17 protein-coding genes and 1 pseudogene are annotated in these 17,484 nt (G+C 73.2%); 11 read left to right on the forward strand and 7 right to left on the reverse strand.

From position 1 onward, the window contains the following. The 3 genes and pseudogenes from HCN52_RS11685 to HCN52_RS11695 all read left to right on the forward strand — a co-directional run. A pseudogene (locus HCN52_RS11685) lies at positions 1 to 204 on the forward strand (hypothetical protein); the annotation flags it as partial. 39 nt (positions 205 to 243) lie between these two features. Next, positions 244 to 1,002: a bestrophin-like domain gene (locus HCN52_RS11690; protein WP_168088358.1), complete on the forward strand. Its 759-nt coding sequence runs from the start codon at positions 244 to 246 to the stop codon at positions 1,000 to 1,002. A gap of 253 nt (positions 1,003 to 1,255) precedes the next feature. Next, positions 1,256 to 2,518, forward strand: coding sequence for an extracellular solute-binding protein (locus HCN52_RS11695; RefSeq protein ID WP_168088359.1), 1,263 nt, complete (start codon positions 1,256 to 1,258; stop codon positions 2,516 to 2,518). Positions 2,519 to 2,596: 78 nt separating this feature from the next. Here HCN52_RS11695 and HCN52_RS11700 read toward each other — a convergent pair whose 3' ends face one another. Beyond that, complete coding sequence (locus HCN52_RS11700; protein ID WP_168088360.1) at positions 2,597 to 3,577, reverse strand: acetylxylan esterase; 981 nt, start codon at positions 3,575 to 3,577, stop codon at positions 2,597 to 2,599. A gap of 180 nt (positions 3,578 to 3,757) precedes the next feature. Between HCN52_RS11700 and HCN52_RS11705 the strand changes: the two genes are divergently transcribed. Next, a complete protein-coding gene (locus HCN52_RS11705) occupies positions 3,758 to 4,954 on the forward strand; it encodes a thiolase family protein (RefSeq protein WP_168088361.1) in 1,197 nt (398 codons plus the stop codon). Positions 4,955 to 5,034: 80 nt separating this feature from the next. Here the strand turns inward: HCN52_RS11705 and HCN52_RS11710 are convergent, their stop codons facing one another. The 6 genes from HCN52_RS11710 to HCN52_RS11735 all read right to left on the reverse strand — a co-directional run bounded on the left by HCN52_RS11710 (position 5,035) and on the right by HCN52_RS11735 (position 11,892). Then, the gene (locus tag HCN52_RS11710) at positions 5,035 to 6,024 is read right to left on the reverse strand and encodes a zinc-dependent alcohol dehydrogenase family protein (RefSeq protein WP_167971757.1); all 990 of its coding nucleotides are present in this window, start codon (positions 6,022 to 6,024) and stop codon (positions 5,035 to 5,037) included. Further along, positions 6,021 to 6,881: a carbohydrate ABC transporter permease gene (locus HCN52_RS11715; protein WP_167971759.1), complete on the reverse strand. Its 861-nt coding sequence runs from the start codon at positions 6,879 to 6,881 to the stop codon at positions 6,021 to 6,023. The genes HCN52_RS11710 and HCN52_RS11715 overlap by 4 nt, the downstream gene beginning before the upstream one ends. Then, complete coding sequence (locus HCN52_RS11720; protein ID WP_168088362.1) at positions 6,878 to 7,858, reverse strand: carbohydrate ABC transporter permease; 981 nt, start codon at positions 7,856 to 7,858, stop codon at positions 6,878 to 6,880. Before HCN52_RS11720 ends, HCN52_RS11715 begins: the two co-directional genes overlap by 4 nt. Next, a complete protein-coding gene (locus tag HCN52_RS11725; protein ID WP_168088373.1) occupies positions 7,858 to 9,213 on the reverse strand; it encodes an ABC transporter substrate-binding protein in 1,356 nt (451 codons plus the stop codon). Before HCN52_RS11725 ends, HCN52_RS11720 begins: the two co-directional genes overlap by 1 nt. Positions 9,214 to 9,338: 125 nt before the next feature. Beyond that, positions 9,339 to 10,100 (reverse strand): DeoR/GlpR family DNA-binding transcription regulator, encoded by a 762-nt coding sequence (locus tag HCN52_RS11730; RefSeq protein ID WP_168088363.1) that lies wholly within the window; start codon positions 10,098 to 10,100, stop codon positions 9,339 to 9,341. Positions 10,101 to 10,914: 814 nt separating this feature from the next. Next, positions 10,915 to 11,892, reverse strand: a complete 978-nt coding sequence (locus HCN52_RS11735; protein ID WP_168088364.1) for an aldo/keto reductase — start codon at positions 11,890 to 11,892, stop codon at positions 10,915 to 10,917. A gap of 54 nt (positions 11,893 to 11,946) precedes the next feature. Here HCN52_RS11735 and HCN52_RS11740 point away from each other — a divergent pair, with 54 nt between their 5' ends. The 7 genes from HCN52_RS11740 (at position 11,947) to HCN52_RS11770 (ending at position 17,125) form a co-directional block, all read left to right on the forward strand. Further along, entirely contained in the window at positions 11,947 to 12,423 is a 477-nt protein-coding gene (locus tag HCN52_RS11740) for a MerR family transcriptional regulator (protein WP_168088365.1), read from the forward strand. Positions 12,424 to 12,627: 204 nt separating this feature from the next. Next, positions 12,628 to 13,131: a cysteine dioxygenase gene (locus tag HCN52_RS11745; protein ID WP_168088366.1), complete on the forward strand. Its 504-nt coding sequence runs from the start codon at positions 12,628 to 12,630 to the stop codon at positions 13,129 to 13,131. Beyond that, the gene (locus HCN52_RS11750; RefSeq protein WP_168088367.1) at positions 13,128 to 13,556 is read left to right on the forward strand and encodes a rhodanese-like domain-containing protein; all 429 of its coding nucleotides are present in this window, start codon (positions 13,128 to 13,130) and stop codon (positions 13,554 to 13,556) included. Before HCN52_RS11745 ends, HCN52_RS11750 begins: the two co-directional genes overlap by 4 nt. 167 nt (positions 13,557 to 13,723) lie before the next feature. Then, entirely contained in the window at positions 13,724 to 14,380 is a 657-nt protein-coding gene (locus HCN52_RS11755; RefSeq protein WP_168088368.1) for a hypothetical protein, read from the forward strand. Between the two features lie 158 nt (positions 14,381 to 14,538). Next, positions 14,539 to 15,351: an alpha/beta fold hydrolase gene (locus HCN52_RS11760; protein ID WP_168088369.1), complete on the forward strand. Its 813-nt coding sequence runs from the start codon at positions 14,539 to 14,541 to the stop codon at positions 15,349 to 15,351. Beyond that, positions 15,348 to 16,775, forward strand: a complete 1,428-nt coding sequence (locus HCN52_RS11765; protein ID WP_168088370.1) for a PP2C family protein-serine/threonine phosphatase — start codon at positions 15,348 to 15,350, stop codon at positions 16,773 to 16,775. The genes HCN52_RS11760 and HCN52_RS11765 overlap by 4 nt, the downstream gene beginning before the upstream one ends. Then, positions 16,772 to 17,125: an STAS domain-containing protein gene (locus tag HCN52_RS11770; protein WP_168088371.1), complete on the forward strand. Its 354-nt coding sequence runs from the start codon at positions 16,772 to 16,774 to the stop codon at positions 17,123 to 17,125. The genes HCN52_RS11765 and HCN52_RS11770 overlap by 4 nt, the downstream gene beginning before the upstream one ends. Positions 17,126 to 17,484 lie beyond the last annotated feature (359 nt).

Here is a 17,484-nt window from a genome sequence, read left to right on the forward strand (position 1 = left end):
GCGGCGGAGCCGGAACCCGCCGTCCCGCCGCCGGCTGCGGAGGTCTCGCTGGCGATGGCACCCCCGCGCCCCACTCCGGGCACGGAACCGCGCGAGAGCGGCTCCCTGGTCGGTCGAACGCTGCTGCTCCTCGCCCCCGCCGTGCTGGCCGCCGCCGCGCTCCGCCCGCGCGGCGGCGGGGGCGGCCGGTCGTCCCACGCATGACACCGCTGCTCACGCGCTCGCCCCGAGAGGAAACCCACCGTGCCGACCTGGCTGATTCTCACCCTGTGCACCGCAGGAACCTGCGCGGTCGTCCTGATCGTCGCCACGCTGCGCCGACGCGGCGAGGAGGGCGAGGACACCTCCCAGACACCCGACGTCATCGAGTACATCACCATGATGATCGGTGTGGTCTACGCGATCGTCCTGGGCCTGGCGATGGCCGGCGTGTGGGAGGAGCGCGCGGCCGCCGAGGACTGGGTGCGGGCCGAGGCCCAGGCGCTGCGGGAGGTCAGCACCCGGGCCGAGGCGTACCCCTCACCGGTGCGCGAGGAGATCCGGGAGCAGGTCGACAGCTACGTCACCCACGTCCTGACGGTGGAGTGGCCGCACATGGTGGAGAACGAGGAACTCACCGAGGAGGGCGACGCGCTGCTCGCCGACCTCCGCCGCACCATCACCTTGCACGAGCCCACCACCACCTTGGAAGCACACGGGTACCACGGGCTGATGGACCGCGCCGCCGCGGTGGACGAGGCGCGCACGGCCCGGGCGCAGGCGGCGGAGCCCACCATGCCCGGCATCGTCTGGTTCGGCCTGGTCGCCGGGGGCGTGGTGGCGCTGGGGATGGTGTTCACGCTCCAGATCCAGCGGTCGGCACGGGAGTTGCTGCTCGCCGGCCTCTTCAGCGCGCTGATCGCCTTCCTGCTGTTCCTGGTGTGGTACTTCGACGCGCCCTTCGCCCGCGGGATCACCGAGCCGACGGAGGCGTTCGAGATCCTCTTCCCCGAACTGGCCTGAAACGGCGAGCCGACGGGCGCCGACCGGCCACCGAATGCGCGTGCGACGGGAGTCGCCGCGCCGCCCGGGTGGACCCGGACGGCCGTGGGGGCGCAGACTCATGGCCGTCCGTCGAGGTCAGCGGGGCCCGGGCCGGAACGCACCCCTCCGGCGAGGTGTGGCCGGACGGTCGCTATTGTCGGTCACCCCCACACTTCGATCGTCAGTTCGTACGGGTGCCGCGGTGCCCGTACCTCTCTCCCGAGGGGAACCGTTGAAACCAACACTCACCGTCCGTGCCGTGGGGATAGGCGCGGCGGCGTCGATCCTCGTCGGGTGCTCGACTCTCTCCTCCGCCGAGGACGACCGCGTCCTCGAAGTCTGGATGATGAACTACAGCGCCGGTGAGGAGTTCCTCGACCAGGTCGTGGCCGAGTTCGAGGAGGCCAACGACGGCGTCCAGGTCGAGGTCACCATCCAGGAGTGGGTCGGCATCGGTGAGAAGGTGACCGAAGCGCTCACCAGCGGAAACGGTCCGGACGTCATCGAGGTGGGCAACACGCAGGTGGCGCAGTACGTGGCCACCGGCGGCCTCTCCGACCTCACCAACCAGGTCATCAGCCTCTCCGGGGACGACTGGGTGCCCGGCCTCGCCGACCCCGGGCAGTTCTACGGCCACCAGTACGGCATCCCGTTCTACGCGGCCAACCGCGTGGTGATCTACCGCAAGGACCACTTCGCGGAGGTCGGGATCGACGAACTGCCGACCGACCGGGAGGAGTGGCTGGAGGCCACCAGGAGCCTCAACGAGGTCCCCGGGCGGCAGGGCATCTACCTCCCCGGTCAGAACTGGTACGTTCTGGCGGGCTTCATCTGGGACGAGGGCGGCGACCTCGCCGTCGAGAGCGCCGGCACCTGGCAGGGCACGCTCGACACCCCGGAGGCCGCCGCCGGCATGGAGTTCTACTCCGAGCTGCAGGCACTCGGCAACGGGCCGGTCGACACGGACGAGGCCAACCCGCCGCACGAGGAGGTCTTCGCCGCGGGCGACGTCTCCCAGATCATCTCCACGCCCGGTTCCGCGGCGGCCATCATCAATGAGAACCCCGAGCTGGAGGACGAGCTCGGCTTCTTCCCGGTACCGGGCATGGAGTCCGGCGCCCCCGGGTCGGTGTTCACCGGCGGCTCCAACCTGGTGATCCCCCACGCCACCAGTGACCTGCGGCTGGCCTACGAGTTCGTCAAGCTGATCACTGGCGACAAGTGGCAGACCGAGCTGGCCAGTTCCATGAACCTGGTGCCCAACCGGACCACGCTCGCCGACGCGGTCGCCGACGACCCCGCCACGGCGGCGATGGTCCAGGGGGCGGTCAACGGCCGCGCCACCCCGCAGTCCCCGCACTGGGCGACGGTGGAGGAGCAGAACCCGATCAAGCAGTACCAGACGGCCGTGCTGCAGGGTGCGGACCCGATCGAGGCGGGCCGCGAGGCCTCGGAGCGGATCACCGAGCTGCTCAGCGGCCGCGTCGAGGAGTGACCGACGGCCGCACCGCGGACGGGGCCGGGCAGGGGCGTGACGCCGCTGCCCGGCCCCGTCCGTGCGGGGCCCCGCGGCTCAGGGCGTGATCCCGCGCTCCGCCACCCAGGCCAGCTGCTTGGCGAGCTGTGCGGTACGGCCGCCGGCGTGGTCGCCGAACGGCCAGACCTCCATCTCCCGCTCACCGGCGTAGCGGTGGTAGGCGGCGTAGACCGTGGAGGGCGGGCAGACCGGGTCCATCAGGGCCACGCTGAACAGGGCGGGCGCCGTCGCGCGGGGGGCGAAGTGCACGCCGTCGAAGTAGTCCAGCGTCGCGAACGTCCGCTCCGGGTCGGCCAGCTGACGCTCGCCGAGGTACGCGGTGAAGTCGGTGTAGGGCCCCTGCGAGGCGATCTGCGCCCCGCGGCGGAAGTGGCAGAGGAACGGCACGTCGACCAGGGCGGCCGCCGCGTCACCGCCGACCAGGCCGGCGGTCGCCAGCGCCAGGCCGCCGCCTTGGCTGCGGCCGCTCACCACGACCCGGGCGGGGTCGACGACCGGGTGGTCGCGCACCGCGTCCAGGGCGCGTACCGCGTCGGTGACGAGCCGCCGGTAGACGTACTGGTCCCGGTCGGCGATGCCACGGGTCATGAACCCCCTCGGCGACTGCGGCCCGGGGGCCGGGTCGGGGTCGGGGGTGGCGTCCCCCATGCCGCGGGCGTCGACCACGAGGTGCGCGTAGCCGGCGGACGGCCACGCCAGGTGGTCCAGGTAGCTGCCGCGGCCGTTGTTGTACGGGCTGTAGCGCACCACGGCCGGCAGGGCGTCGCCCGGCGCGGCGCCCCGCGGGAGTATCAGCCAGCCGGCGACGGCCTGACCGTCCCAGCCGGGGAACCGGACGTCGAAGACGTCGACGGTGCGCAGCGCCGAGTCGGTCACCGGCCGGTAGGTGGCCGGTCCGGTGGCGGCGGAACGCGCCGCGGCGAGCGTCTCCTCCCAGAACGTCGCGAAGTCCGCCGGGGCGGGGACGTCGCAGTGGTACTCCCGCAGTCGCTCCAGCGGCAGGTCGGTCAACGGCATCGCGGGCCCTGTTCTCGTCTCCGCGCCCCACCCGGGGCGCGTGGTGGTACGGCGGGACGGGCCGGCAGGACGCCCGCGCCGGGGGCCGGTGACGAGCGGTCTGGTCGGGTCCGCGGCCCGCTGAGATGATCGGGTCGACTCTACCCACGGCACCGGCCGGGGACGGAAGGGTGATCGCACATGGTGGCAGGGACACTGCGCGAGGTCTGGGTGGTGGACGCTGTCAGGACGCCCGGTGGGCGGTACGGCGGCGCGCTGTCCGGAGTGCGGCCCGACGACCTGGCGGCCCGGGCGGTGCGGTCCCTGGTCGACCGCAGCCCGGAGCTGGACCCGGCCCGGGTGGACGAGGTCGTCCTCGGCGCCGCCAACGGCGCGGGAGAGGACAACCGCAACGTCGGCCGCATGGCCGCGCTGCTGGCCGGGCTCCCGGTCACCGTCCCGGGGAGCACCGTCAACCGGCTGTGCTCCTCGGGGCTGGAGGCCGTGGTGCAGGCGTACCGTGCGGTGGCGGTGGGGGACGCGTCCCTGGTGGTGGCGGGCGGGGTGGAGTCGATGAGCCGCGCGCCGTACACGCTGGAGAAGCCGGACCGGGCGTTCCCCGCCGCGCCGCCGCGGACGCACGCCACCGGTCTCGGCTGGCGGCAGGTCAACGCGGCGATGGATCCCGCGTGGACGGTGTCGTTGGGCGAGGGCGCGGAGTTGGTCGCCGACCGGTGCGGCATCGACCGCGTCGCGCAGGACCGCTACGCGCTGGCGTCGCACGAGCGGGCGGCGGCCGCCTGGCGGACGGGCGCGTACGCGGCGGAGGTGGTCGCGGTGCCGGGGGTGGAGCTGGAGCGGGACGAGCCGATCCGCGACGGCGGCACCATGGCGTCGCTGGCGGGCCTGCGGCCGGCCTTCCGCCCGGAGGGGGGCACGGTCACGGCGGGGAACTCCTCCCCGCTCAGCGACGGGGCCGCCGCGCTGCTGCTGGCGGACGAGGCGGGAGTGGCCGCGACGGGTCGCGAGCCGCTGGCGCGGGTGACGGCGTCGGCGGTGACGGCGCTGGAGCCCCAGTACTTCGGCCTGGGGCCGGTCCGGGCGATGCGCCGCGCGATGGAGCGGGCGGGGCGGGAGTTCACGGAGTTGGCCGTCGTCGAGCTCAACGAGGCGTTCGCCGCCCAGGTACTGGGATGCCTGGCGGAGCTGCCGGAGCTGGACCCGGCCCTGGTCAATCCGCGTGGGGGCGCCATCGCGATCGGCCATCCGCTGGGGGCCTCCGGCGCGCGGCTCGCGGGCGCGGTGGCACACCAGTTGGCGGCGGCGGGGTCCGGCGTCGGCATGGCCTCGCTCTGTGTGGGCGTGGGCCAGGGGCAGGCGCTGGTGCTGGAGCGCTGAAACGGCGCGGCGCCGCGCACCCGGTGGGGTGCGCGGCGCGCGCGGGGTCGGCCGCCCCGGTCGGGGCGCCACGACGGGTGTCAGGGCACGACGACGATCTTGCGGCCCTTGCCGGCCTTGAACTGGTCGATCGCGGCCGGGTAGTCGGCCAGCGGCACCCGGTCGCTGATGAAGACGGCCGGGTCGATCACCCCGTTGGCGAACAGGTCGGCGGCACGCTCGTAGCTGTGCAGCACCGCCATGGAGCCGGTGATGGTGATCTCCTGGTTGTAGATCTTGTACGGCTCGATGGTGGCCGTGGTGGCGTAGTCGGAGACGCCGAACTGCAGGAAGGTGCCCGCCTTGGCGACACGGTTGATGCCGTCCTGGATGGCGGCGGCGTTGCCGGTGGCGTCGATGACGATGTCCCAGCCCTGCGGGCGGCCCAGTTCGTCGGCGCCGGCTGCGGCGTTGGAGACTCCGAGGGTGCGCGCGGTGGCGAGGCGGTCGGGGTTGAGGTCGACCACGTCCACCGAGGCGGCGCCGGTGAGCTTGGCGAGCTCCAACATCATCAGACCCATGGTGCCCGAGCCGTAGATCAGCACGCGGGAGGCCATCCGGGCCGAGAGGATGTCGTAGCCGCGCACCGCGCAGGAGAGCGGCTCGATCAGTGCGGCGTCCGCGACGTCCACGTGGTCGGGGAGCTTGACGCAGTTCGCGACCGGGGCGACCGCGAACTCGGCGGCGCCGCCGGCGACCGAGACGCCGATGGCGGCCCAGCGCTCGCACATGTTCGCCCGGCCCTCACGGCAGAAGCGGCACTCGTGACAGTAGAGCGAGGGGTCGACGGCGACCTTGTCGCCGACGGCCACCTCGGTGACCTGGGTGCCGATCGCCGCGACGGTACCGGCGAACTCGTGGCCCGGGACGATGGGCAGCGTGGGGGCGAACTCGCCCTCCAGGATGTGCAGGTCGGTGCCGCACAGGCCGCACGAGGCGACCTCGACCACCACGTCGCGGGGGCCGGGGGTCGGGTCGGGCACCGTGGTGACGGTGACCTTGCCGGGCGCTTCGATGACGGCGGCTTTCACTTGACGGCTCCTAGCGACAGGCCCTGGACCAGCTTGTCCTGGGCGGCGAATCCCGCGGCGAGCACCGGCAGGGAGATGGCGAACGAGGCCGCACACATCTGGGCGAGGAAGAGGCCCTGGCTGGTGATGAAGCTGGTGAGGAAGACCGGGGCGGTCTGCGCCGTGACGCCGGTGAGGACCCGGGCGAACAGCATCTCGTTCCAGCTGAAGATGAAGCAGATCAGCGAGGTCGCCGCGATGCCGGGACCGGCGATCGGCATGATCACCCGGTACAGGATGACGGGGAGCCGGGCCCCGTCGATCTGGGCGGCCTCGATGACGGAGGCCGGTACCTCGGCGAGGAAGGACTGGAGCATCCAGACGGCGATCGGGAGGTTCATCGCCGTGTAGAGGATGATCAGCAGCCAGATGTTGTCGAGCATGCCGATGTTCTGCGCGATCAGGTAGATCGGGAGCAGCGCGGCCACGATCGGCAGCATCTTCGTGGACAGGAAGAAGAACAGCACGTCCCGCCACGCCTTGACCGGCCGGATCGACAGCGCGTACGCGGCCGGCAGCGCGAGCACCAGCACCAGCAGGGTGGAGAGCAGCGAGGCCGTGAGCGAGTTGATCAGCGGGGGCCAGGGGCTCGCGCCGCCGCCGAAGAACTCGCGGTAGCTGTCGAGCGTCAGCGGCGCCGTCAGCGACGGCGGGTTGGTCGCCGCGTCGGACTCCGAGCGGAAGCTCGTCAGCACCATCCAGGCGACCGGCAGGAAGAACAGCAGGCCGACGGCCCATGCGAGCAGGCCGAGGAAGGCGCCCTTGCCGCGCTGGGCGAGATTGGCCGACGGGGCGGCGGTGGTGGTCACAGCGCTCACCGGGAACCCTCCTCGCTGAACAGGGACGACACGACGCGCAGCGCGAAGGTGGCCAGGATGATCGAGCCGATGACCACCAGGACGCCGGCGGCGGAGGCGAGGCCGTACTCGTGGGCCTGGTAGAAGGTCTGGTAGATGCTGTACGGCAGGTTGGCCGTGCCCAGACCGCCCTGGGTCATGATGAACACCGCGTCGAAGTTCTGCACGATGTAGATCGAGCCGAGCAGACCGCCGAGTTCGAGGTAGCGGCGCAGGTGCGGCAGCGTGATGTAGCGGAACATCTGCCAGTTGCCGGCGCCGTCGAGGCGGGCCGCCTCCATGACGTCGCCCGGGCGGCTCTGCAGGCCGGCGAGCAGGATCAGCATCATGAACGGCGTCCACTGCCAGACCAGCGAGATCTGCACCGCGAGCAGCGGCATCTCGGAGATCCAGTCCGGCTGGATCGGGTTGTCGATGCCGAAGAGTCCCGCGACCCAGTTGATGGAGCCGTTGAGCAGCCCGTACTCGGGGTTGAACAGCATGTGCTTCCACAGCAGCGCCGCTGCCACGGGCACCACCAGGAACGGCGCGATCATCAGCGTGCGGACGATGCCGCGGCCTCGGAAGGACCGGTCCAGGAGCAGGGCGATGGCGAGGCCGAGCACCAGGCAGGCGAGCACCACCGTCGTGGTGAGGACGATCGTGGTGAGGACCGAGGACCGCAGGTCGGCGTCGGTGAGGACCTCACCGAAGTTGGCCAGTCCGGCGAAGGCGCGGTCGTCGGGGTAGAGCGAGTTCCAGTCGAACAGCGAGATGACCAGCGTGGCCGCGAACGGCAGCTGGGTCATGACGATCAGGAAGATCAGGGCGGGCAGCAGGGGCGCGCGGCGGGCCCACACGCTTGCGCGCCGGGCCGCGGCCGGCCGCCGGGCGGAGTCGTTCCGCCCGGCGTCCGCGCCCGACGACTGCGGCGGCGCCGCGGTCGGGGAGGTGCTCATCAGTCCTGGTACCCCTCGCCGACGCGCTCGGCCGCGGCCTGGGCCTTCTCCAGGGCTTCCTCGACGCTCTGCTGACCGGCGATGGCGGCGCTGATCTCGCGGGAGACGCGCGTGCCCAGGTCGGTGAACTCGGGGATGCCGACGAACTGGATGCCGGCGGCGGGGCGGGGCTGGACGCCCGGGTCGTCCGGCTTGGCCTCGCTGATGGCGCGGAAGGTCACGTCGTAGAAGGCCTCCGCGTCCGCCTGGTAGTCGGCGTTCTCGTAGGTCGAGGCGCGCTTGCCCGCCGGGACGTTGGACCAGCCGCTGGTCTCACCGACCAGCTCCTCGTAGCCCTGGCTGGACGCCCAGGAGATGAACTTCCAGGCGTTGTCGGTGTTCTCCGACGCCTTCTGCATGCCCCAGGCCCAGGTGTAGAGCCAGCCGGAGGACTCGGTCTCCTTGACCGGGGCCGGCACGTAGCCGATGTCGCCCTGGACCGGGGAGCCGTCGGCCTCCAGCGAGCCGGCGCCGGCGGTGGCGTCGTACCACATGGCGGTGTTGCCCTGAGTCATGTTGTTCAGACACTCGGCGTAGCCCGACTGGGCGGCGCCGGACTGGCCGTGGTCGCGGACCAGGTTGACGTAGAACTCGGTGGCCTCGACGAACTCCGGGGCGGTGAGCTGCGCGTTCCAGTCCTCGTCGAACCAGGTGCCACCGAAGGTGTTGACGACCGTGGTGAGCGGCGCGACGAGCTCGCCCCAGCCCGGGAGGCCGCGCAGGCAGATGCCCTTCATGTCGGAGCGCTCCTCGTCCACCGTGGCGGCGAACTCGGCGACCTCGTCCCAGGTGGGCTGCTCGGGCATCTCCAGCCCCAGCTCCTCGAAGATGTCCTTGCGGTACATCAGGAAGGAGGACTCACCGTAGAAGGGCTGCGCGTAGGTCTTGCCGTCCTCGCCGGTGAGCGAGAGGCGCATCGGCTCGAGGATGTCCTCCTCGTTGTAGTCGGCGTCGTCGGCGAGGAAGGGGTCGAGCTCGTGGAGCCAGCCGTTGCGGGCGTAGATCGGCGTCTCGTAGTTGGAGATGGTCGCCACGTCGTACTGGGCGGACTGGCTGGCGAAGTCCTGGCTGATCTTGTCGCGCACGTCGTTCTCGGGGAGGACGGTGAAGTTCACCTCGATCCCGGTCTCCGCGGTGAAGTTGTCGGCGGTCAGCCGCTGGAGCTCCACCATCTGGGGGTTGTTCACCATGAGCACGTTGACACTCTCGCCGTCACCCCCCGACGATCCACCGGCTCCGGCGCAAGCGGTGAGAAGCATGCCGCCGGCGAGGGCGGTGGCTATCGCTGCGCGGTTGCGTCGACTCTGACTGCGCATCATGGGGCTCCAGGGGTACAGGGGCAACGGGAACCAGCCGTCCGCCCGTTTCGAGGTGGAAAAGGTGTTGGTCGTGTACGTCTGTGCGAAAGTCGGGTACGGGTCCCGCGGTCGTGGGACCGCGGTCAGACCCTGATCACCTGCGGTCCCAGCAGGGAGTAACGGTGGGCCTCGGCGAGCGGCAGCCCGGTGGTCGTCACGATCGCCTCGAAGTCGGAGACCTCGGCGAACCGGCAGAAGCTCACCGCTGCGAACTTGGTGTGCATGCCGACCAGGACGCGGCGTCGGGAGACCCGGATGGCCTGCGCCTTGACCTCGCTCACCGAGGGGTCGGGGGTGGTGAGGCCGAGGTCGCGGGAGATGCCGTTGGCACCGATATAGGCGAGGTCGATGACGAATCCGGAGAGCATCGACACCGCCCAGTGGTCGACGGTGGCGAGGGTGCCGCCCCGCACGCGTCCGCCGGCCAGGAGCACGGTGCAGTTGTCGCGCTCGGCGAGCACCCCGGCGGTGGCCAGGGAGGTCGTCACCACGGTCAGCGGCCGTTCGGCCGGCAGCGCCTCGGCGATGAGCTGGGGGGTGAAGCCCTCGTCGAGGAAGACGGTCTCGGCGTCGCCGAGCAGTCCGGCGGCGGCGGTCGCGACCCGTCGCTTCTCGGGGACGTGCATGGTGGTGCGGAAGGCGAGGGTGGTCTCGAACCCGGCGCTCTCGACGGGGTACGCCCCGCCGTGCGTCCGTCGGACCAGGCCGTGGTCCTCCAGCAGCCGCAGGTCGCGCCGCACGGTCTCCTTGGCGACACCGAGCGAGTCGGCGAGCTCCGCGACGTCCACCGCTCCGGAGCGGCGGGCGGCCGCGACGATGGCCCGCTGTCGTTCCTCCGCGCTCATGTCTCCCGCACGCCTTTCACCCACGATGCCCGTTCGGGCCCTGAGGAGAAGTTCTACAGCGCGCGGCCCGCGATCTCCAGGCCGCCCGCTGGGGAGATCGTGACCGCATCTGCCCGTTTCACGAGAGCAGATGCCTTGATGCAGCCGCTCCGTGCAGCGGATGCGCGATATGTCCGTCGACATCGACGCCCGTTCGACTGCCCGCTTCGCCCGATACGGATCCGTGCACCGACCGGGCGGAGGCCCGGAGCCGCCCCCCAGGCGGGCGGCAGGCGGGCAGTTCGGCCCGCCTCGGACGCCCGAGCGGTCACCTTCGGGCACCGGACGGGCACGCTGCGACGCTGTCGAGCCCACCCGGGGTGACCGGGCGACGCGGCAGCGTGACGGCACGGGAGGGGCCCGACTGCCGTTCCCGCCCGCGTGGTTGGGCGCCAGCAGCGGTCGGGCGCCGTCCCGGCCGAGGCACTCGGCGCGGGTGCGTCGCCGCTCGCCCGGCGCTCCCGGTGCCCGCCCCCGACCGGGCACGATCGGACAGGTCGCAGCCGCGGGCCCGGGCCTCCCGCCCCGGTCGGCGGCGCGAGGACGACCGGCGACCGGCAGCTGCCCCCGGCCGCGTCGCCCTGCACCCGTGACGTTCACCACCTGCGGTGACGTGCCTGCCACGTCGAGTGGGGCGGGGACGCACCGCGTCCCTCCTCCGAGGGGACGGGCCGCTCCGACTGCCGGCGCGGCTGCCCGCCCGGTGCCCGAGCGGGCCGATCCCCGGCCGCCGCGCCCCTCGCGTGCCCGCGACGGGCGCCCGGAGCAAGGGCGCTCAGCCGGTGCCCGCCTCGTCGAGCCGCCGACGGAGAGCGGCCGGCAGCGGTGTCGTCACGGCATCGAAGGCGGCGTCGAGCTGCCAGAGCCGTGAGGCCCCGAGGATCGGCAGCACCGGAACCGCTCCGCCCGCGAGCCAAGCGAGCACCACCTGCCCCGCGGAGAGCCCGAGTTCGTCGGCGACCGCCGCCAGGGCGGCCGACCTCGCCGTCGTCCCCGGGTGGCGGTAGGCCGCCGGCAGCGCACGCTCCGGTACGTCGTACGCCCCGCGCAGCAGCGGGGTGTAGGCCCAGACCTCCATGCCGGAGGCCGCCGCGTGGTCGAGCTGCTCCTCGCTGAGGTCGCCGAAGGGATGCTCGGTCGTCGGCGCGCCGGGCCGGGGCCGGAGATAGCTGTGGCTCAGCTGGATCGCGTCGACGGGCCGGGCGCCGCGGGCCGTCGCCAGCGCGCGGGCGCGCTCCACCCGCCAGGCCGGATGGTTGGAGGCGCCGACGCGGAGGGCACGCCCGGAGTCGGTGAGTTCGGCGAGCGCGTCCACGGTCTCCGCCAGGTCGGTGGCGCGGTCCTCCATGTGCGCCCAGAACAGGTCGACGCGGTCGACGCCCAGCCGGTGCAGGCTCGCCCGGGCCGCCGAACGGATCGCCTCGGCGGACAGCCCGGTGCGCGGACCGTCCGCCGCGCCCGGGACGACCGGCTCCGCACCGGTCTTGGTCGCGAGGAGCACACGGTCCCGGGCCCCGGGGCGGGCTGCGAGCCAGCGCCCCAGCACGGCCTCGCTGTCCCCGCCCCGGCCGGACGCCCCGCGCCAGAAGGCGTAGCAGTCGGCGGTGTCGATCCACCGTCCTCCGCGCTCGACGAAGCGGTCCAGCAGCGCGTGGGCCTCGGACTCCGGGACGGTCGTGCCGAAGTTCATCGTGCCCAGGACCAGCGATTCGGGTCCGGGAGCGGCAGGGGCGGTGCGGCGTGGTGTGGTCATGGCACGAGCCTGGGAGCTGGAGTGCACTCCAGGTCAAGTGCAGACTGGGGCGCCATGACCCACTACACACCGGCGCAGGCCGCCGAACGCACCGGGATGTCGCTCGACACCCTCCGCTACTACGAGAAGGCCGGGGCCATCGCGCCGGTGGCCAGGACCGGCGGCGGACGCCGCGCCTACAGCGAGGCGGACCTCGAACGACTCGTCCTGGTGGGGTGCCTCCGGCGCACCGGTATGCCCGTGGCGGAGCTGCGCCGCTACGGCGCCCTCGGCACCGGATCGGGGACGGCGGCCCAGCGGTTGCGGCTGCTGGAGGAGCACGACGCCCGCGTGCTGCGCACCGTGGAGCAGCTGCTGGCCGCGCGCCGGGACCTGCTGCTGGGCAAGATCGACCGGTACCGCTCGGAGCTGGGCCTCCCCCCGTACCCGGCTCCCGCCGCCGGACCGGACTCCGCGCCGCCCGCCGCGGACACCGCCGCGGACACCGCTGCGGCGCGGGCGCCGGACCGGCACGACACGCCCGCATCTTGACCGGCGGCACCGTCGGCTGAGAATGTTCGGCCATGCTGACCGGCACGCGCCTCGTCGTACGACACCACGTGGACTTCGTCCGCGTGGCCAGCGCGCTGTGTCGCCGCGGTCGTCCCTGACGGCCGCGCCCGGTGCCGAGCACGGGTGCGGCGGAAACTCTCCGCTTCGCGCACCCGTGCGCGCCACCCTCGCGAGGTCCCGCTCATGCCCGCTGTCCAGCACTCCGTCGTACCCGCCGCCCCCGCTCCGCACTCCCCCGCGTCGCTCGCCGCCCTGGCCCGTGACGTCGCCGGCGACACCGCGCGCTGGGAGCCGCTGCTGCGGTTCACCACCCCCGAACGCTTCTACACCCGGCTCGCCGTCGGGGCCGACCACGAGGTGTGGCTGCTGACCTGGCTCCCCGGCCAGGGAACGGAGATCCACGACCACGGCGGTTCGTCCGGTGCCTTCACCGTCGTCCGCGGCGAACTCTCCGAGGCGACGTTCCGCCCCGGGGCGGTGACACCGCCGGGCACGGAGCCCCGACGCCTCACGGCGGGCGCGCTGCGTTCCTTCGGCCCGCGCTACGTCCACGAGGTCGTCAACCGGGGTGCGGCGCCCGCCGCAAGCGTCCACGCCTACGCCCCCGCGCTGACCGCCATGTCGACCTACCGCCACGGCGTCGACGGCGTCCTCGTCCTGGACCGCACCGAGGAGGTCGACCGGTGAGCGAACCCCCCGCCCCGGAGACGGAAGCGCCGGGTATCGACCAGCACCTGGCCCGGGTCCGCAGGCAACTGGACCGGCTCTCACCCCACCGGGCACACGCCGAAGCCGCGGCCGGGGCCCGGCTGGTCGACACCCGCCCGCGACTGCGCCGCGAGGACGAGGGCGGCATCCCGGGCGCGTTGGTGATCGAACGCAACCACCTGGAGTGGCGGCTGGACCCCTCCAGCGAGGGCGCCCTCCCGGAGGCCGACGACCGCACGCTGCGCTGGATCGTCTTCTGCGACGAGGGGTACGCCTCCTCGCTCGCCGCGGCCTCGCTCCGCACAGTCGGGGTCAGCCGCGCCACCGATCTCATCGGCGGGTTCCGTGCATGGCGAGCGGCCGGACTCCCGGTCCTGCCACCCACCGGCCGCCCCGGCGCCTGAACCCCCGCGGGACGAGGACGGCGCCGGACGGGTCCCGGCCCCGAACACGGCGGTTTCCTGCCGTGTTCGGGCCACCGCCGCGCGCCGTCCGTCTCCCGCCGCGCCGCCGCGCGACAATCTGCGGGCCGCTCAGCCGGCGGCCCAGGGTGACGACGAAAGCGACAGGTATGCGAATAGACAGATCAGTGGCCGGGCCCGTGGTCGCGACGGTGCTCGGAGGTGTGCTGCTGGCGGGCTGCTCGGACACCGGGACGGGCGACCCCTCCGACGTCAGCGCCTCCCCCACCGACGACGCCGAGCCCACACCCGACGACAGCTCCCCCACCGCCGAGCCGGAGGAGACCCTCCCCGACGCCACGGCGGAGCCCGACGCCGACACCGGCGCGGAGGACGCCGCGGCCGACCCGGGCGCGTGGCGGTACGACGAGGTCGTGCAGCCGGACGGCACGCTGCGGGTGGCAGAGGTCGACAGCGAGGCACCGGTCGACGTCGACGGCGGTGACGACCCCGCGGTGCTGTCCCTGGCCGAGCACTCCGTCCGCGGCGGCGAGGCATGGCTGGATCTGCCCGCCGGCTCGGTCGACTGCAGCGGGGAGTGCACGGTGCGGGTCTCGGTGGACGACGCGGACCCGATGGAGCTGCCCGCCTCCCGGGACGGGGACGACGAGGCGCGCCTGCGGCTCGGGGAGACCGAGGAGTTCTACGGCGAGGTCAGGACCGCGTCGACGGTGTCGATGGAGGTGCCGGTCTCGGGGGTCGGCACGGTCCAGGTCTCCTTCCGGGTCACCGGCTTCGACCCCGAGCACTTCCCGGGCCGCGCGTGAGGTGCTTCCTCCGGGCGGCACCGGGCCGGGGCGTGCCGGCGGGTCGGCGCGCCCCGGTCGCCGGGCCCGGTCGGCTCCTGCCGCCCGTGGGAGCACCGCGCCGCTCCCGCACCCCCCGGCGTCACGGTGGCGGCGCCGGCGGGTGGCAGGATGGGGCCATGGATGTCCGCCGCAGGAACAACGTCGTCGTCACCGGACGTGCGGACGGACCGGTGCTGCTCCTCGCCCACGGTTTCGGCTGCGACCAGAGCATGTGGCGGCTCCTGGTCCCCGCCCTCTCGGACCAGTTCCGCATCGTGCTGTTCGACTACACGGGGTGCGGCGCCTCCGCACTCGGAGCGTGGGACGCGGAGCGCTACGCCTCCCTCGACGGTTACGCGGCGGACGTCACGGAGATCTGCGAGGAGTTGGACCTGCGCGACGTGACCTTCGTCGGTCACTCGGTGAGCGCCATGGTGGGCGTGCTCGCCGCGCAGCGGGAACCCGGCCGCATCGGTTCCCTGGTGCTGCTGGTCCCCAACCCCCGGTACATCGACGTCCCCGAGGAGGACTACCGGGGAGGGTTCTCGGGAGCGGACATCGAGGAGCTCCTCGACTCGCTGGAGGCCAACGCCGACTGGCCGCAGTGGCTCGCCCCGGTGGTGATGGGCGCGCCGGAGCGGCCCGATCTCACCGCGGAGCTGGAGGCTGTCTTCTGCGCCACGGACCCGGAGGTGGCGCGGGTGTTCGCCCGGACCGCCTTCCTCACCGACTCGCGGGCCGACCTCTCCGGTGTGGCCGTCCCCAGCCTGGTGGTGCGGACCGCGCGGGACGCGATAGCCCCGCTCTCCGTCAGCGAGCTGGTGCACCGGGAGATCAGCGGTTCGCGACTGGTCACCCTCGACGCCACCGGGCACTGTCCGCAGCTGACCGCGCCGGAGGCCACCGCTCGGGCCGTCCGGGAGTTCGCGGGAACCGTGGCGCGGCAATGAGCGCACAGGGCGAGGAGCACGACGCAGTGAAGGAAGTCGGGGCCTCCGCCCCGCCGGACGCCGGAGGGCACCCTCGGACCGCGCGCGACAGCTCGGGGCCGGGGCCCCTCGACCGTCACGACCACGGCGGCGGCACCACGACCGACGCCGTGTTCACCGCCCTGCTGGAGGACAGCGCGGAGGAGTTGTACGAGAAGGCACCGTGCGGCTACCTCTCCACGCTGATGGACGGCACGGTGGCGCGTGTCAACGGCACCCTGCTGGACTGGCTGGGGCTGAGCCGCGAGCAGGTGGTGAGCCGCCTCACCTTCCCCGATCTGCTCACCGGGGCCGGGAAGCTGTTCTACGAGACGCGGTTCTTCCCGCTGCTGCGGCTCAAGGGCGAGGTCAACGGTATGGCCATGGACCTGTCCCTGCGCGACGGCCGGCTGCCGGTGATGGTCAGCGCGACCCTGAAGACCAGCGCCGACGGTCAGCCGCTGCTGATGCGGATCACCCTGTTCGACGCGCGCGACCGCCGCGCCTACGAGGCGGAGCTGCTGCGCGGCAAGACGGCCGCCGACGAGGCCCGCGCCCGCGCGGAGGCCGACCGGGCGCGGCTCCAGTCCGCGCTGGCCGTGCTGCAGCGCAGTCTGCTCCCCGACGACCTGCCGCGCGTCCCCGGTGTGGAGGTCGCGTCCTACTACCACACCGCCTCCCTCGACCAGCTCGGCGGCGACTTCTACGACCTCTTCCAGGTCGACGGGTCCCGGTGGGCGTTCTTCCTGGGGGACGTCTGCGGCAAGGGGCCGGAGGCAGCCGCGGTGACGTCGCTGGTCCGGTACACGCTGCGCGCCGCCGCGCTGCACGACTCGGCGCCGGAGGCGGCGCTGGCCACGCTCAACACGGTGCTCTACGAGCGCTACACCGGAAGCGACCCCCGGTACTGCACCGCGATCTTCGGAGTGCTGCGGCTGCGGCCGGGGACCGACGGAGTGGAGATCTCGCTGGCTTCCGGCGGGCACCCGCCGGCCCTGGTGGTGCGGCGCGACGGCGAGGTGGAGCAGCTGCGCACCCCGGGCGGGCTGCTGGTCGGTGTCCTGCCCACCGCCAACTTCACCACGGCGGGTACTGTGCTGGGTGCCGGGGACACGTTGTTGCTCCACACCGACGGGCTCACCGAGGCCCGGACCGGAGCGGACCGCGGACTCTACGGTGACGCGGCACTGGCCGCGTTCGCCCGCGAGCGCGCCCCGGTCGGCGCCACCGCACTGGTCGAGGCCCTGACGGAGCTGCTCCACGGCTTCGGTGCCGGGCTCGACGACGACACCGCCCTCCTCGCTCTGGGCGTTCCGGTGACGGGAGCCGGAACAGCAGCCGGCACGGCGGAGCAGGCCGCCACCGGCACCGACAGCCGCACGACCAGCCACGAGACCACCGTATGAAACCACTCACCATTGCCCCCGTCGACGCCGCCTCCGGCCCGGTGCTGGAGGTCGGCGGCGAACTGGACTACGCCACGGCGCCCGCGTTGCGGGCGGCCGTCAAGGAACTGCAACCCGGGGTCGGGCAACTGCTCCTGCTCGACCTGGGCAACCTGACCTTCTGCGACTCCTCGGGCATCGCCGTCTTCGTGGCGGCCCTCAACCACGCCGCCGCGCACGGCGCGGAACTGGCGCTGGCGGCCGTCCCGCCGCAGACCGTCCGCGTGCTGAGCGTGACGGGGCTGGCGCAGGTCCTGGCGATGCACGAGCACGTCGAGGGCGCCGTCGCCGCGCACCTCTCCCGGGGCTGAGCGCCGCACGGACGATGCGGGGCGCCGGTACGGCGGTCCTCCTGTCCCGCCGTACCGGCGGGTCCCGGGGCGGCCCGGCCGCTGCTCTCTCCGGTTCCTCTCGGCCGCCGCCGAGGCGGCGCTCCTGCCCCGCACCGCGTGCGCACCGCCCACGCACCGCTGTCGCGACGCCTCCCGGCCCTCGCCCGGGCAGGCCGAGCAGGCCGAGCAGGCCGAGCGTACGGACGCATGTCCGGCATCCGCGGTTTGGAACCGCCGCGTACGGCAACCCGACAGGGCTGAGGCCGCTGTGACGGGCGTGCCGCCGCCTGTACGGCGGCGTGCGCCCTCACCGCGTCGGCGGGGAGCACCCCGCCGAC

Origin of the sequence: Streptomyces bohaiensis, from assembly GCF_012033785.1 — a bacterium.
Taxonomy (GTDB): Bacteria; Actinomycetota; Actinomycetes; order Streptomycetales; family Streptomycetaceae; genus Streptomyces; species Streptomyces bohaiensis.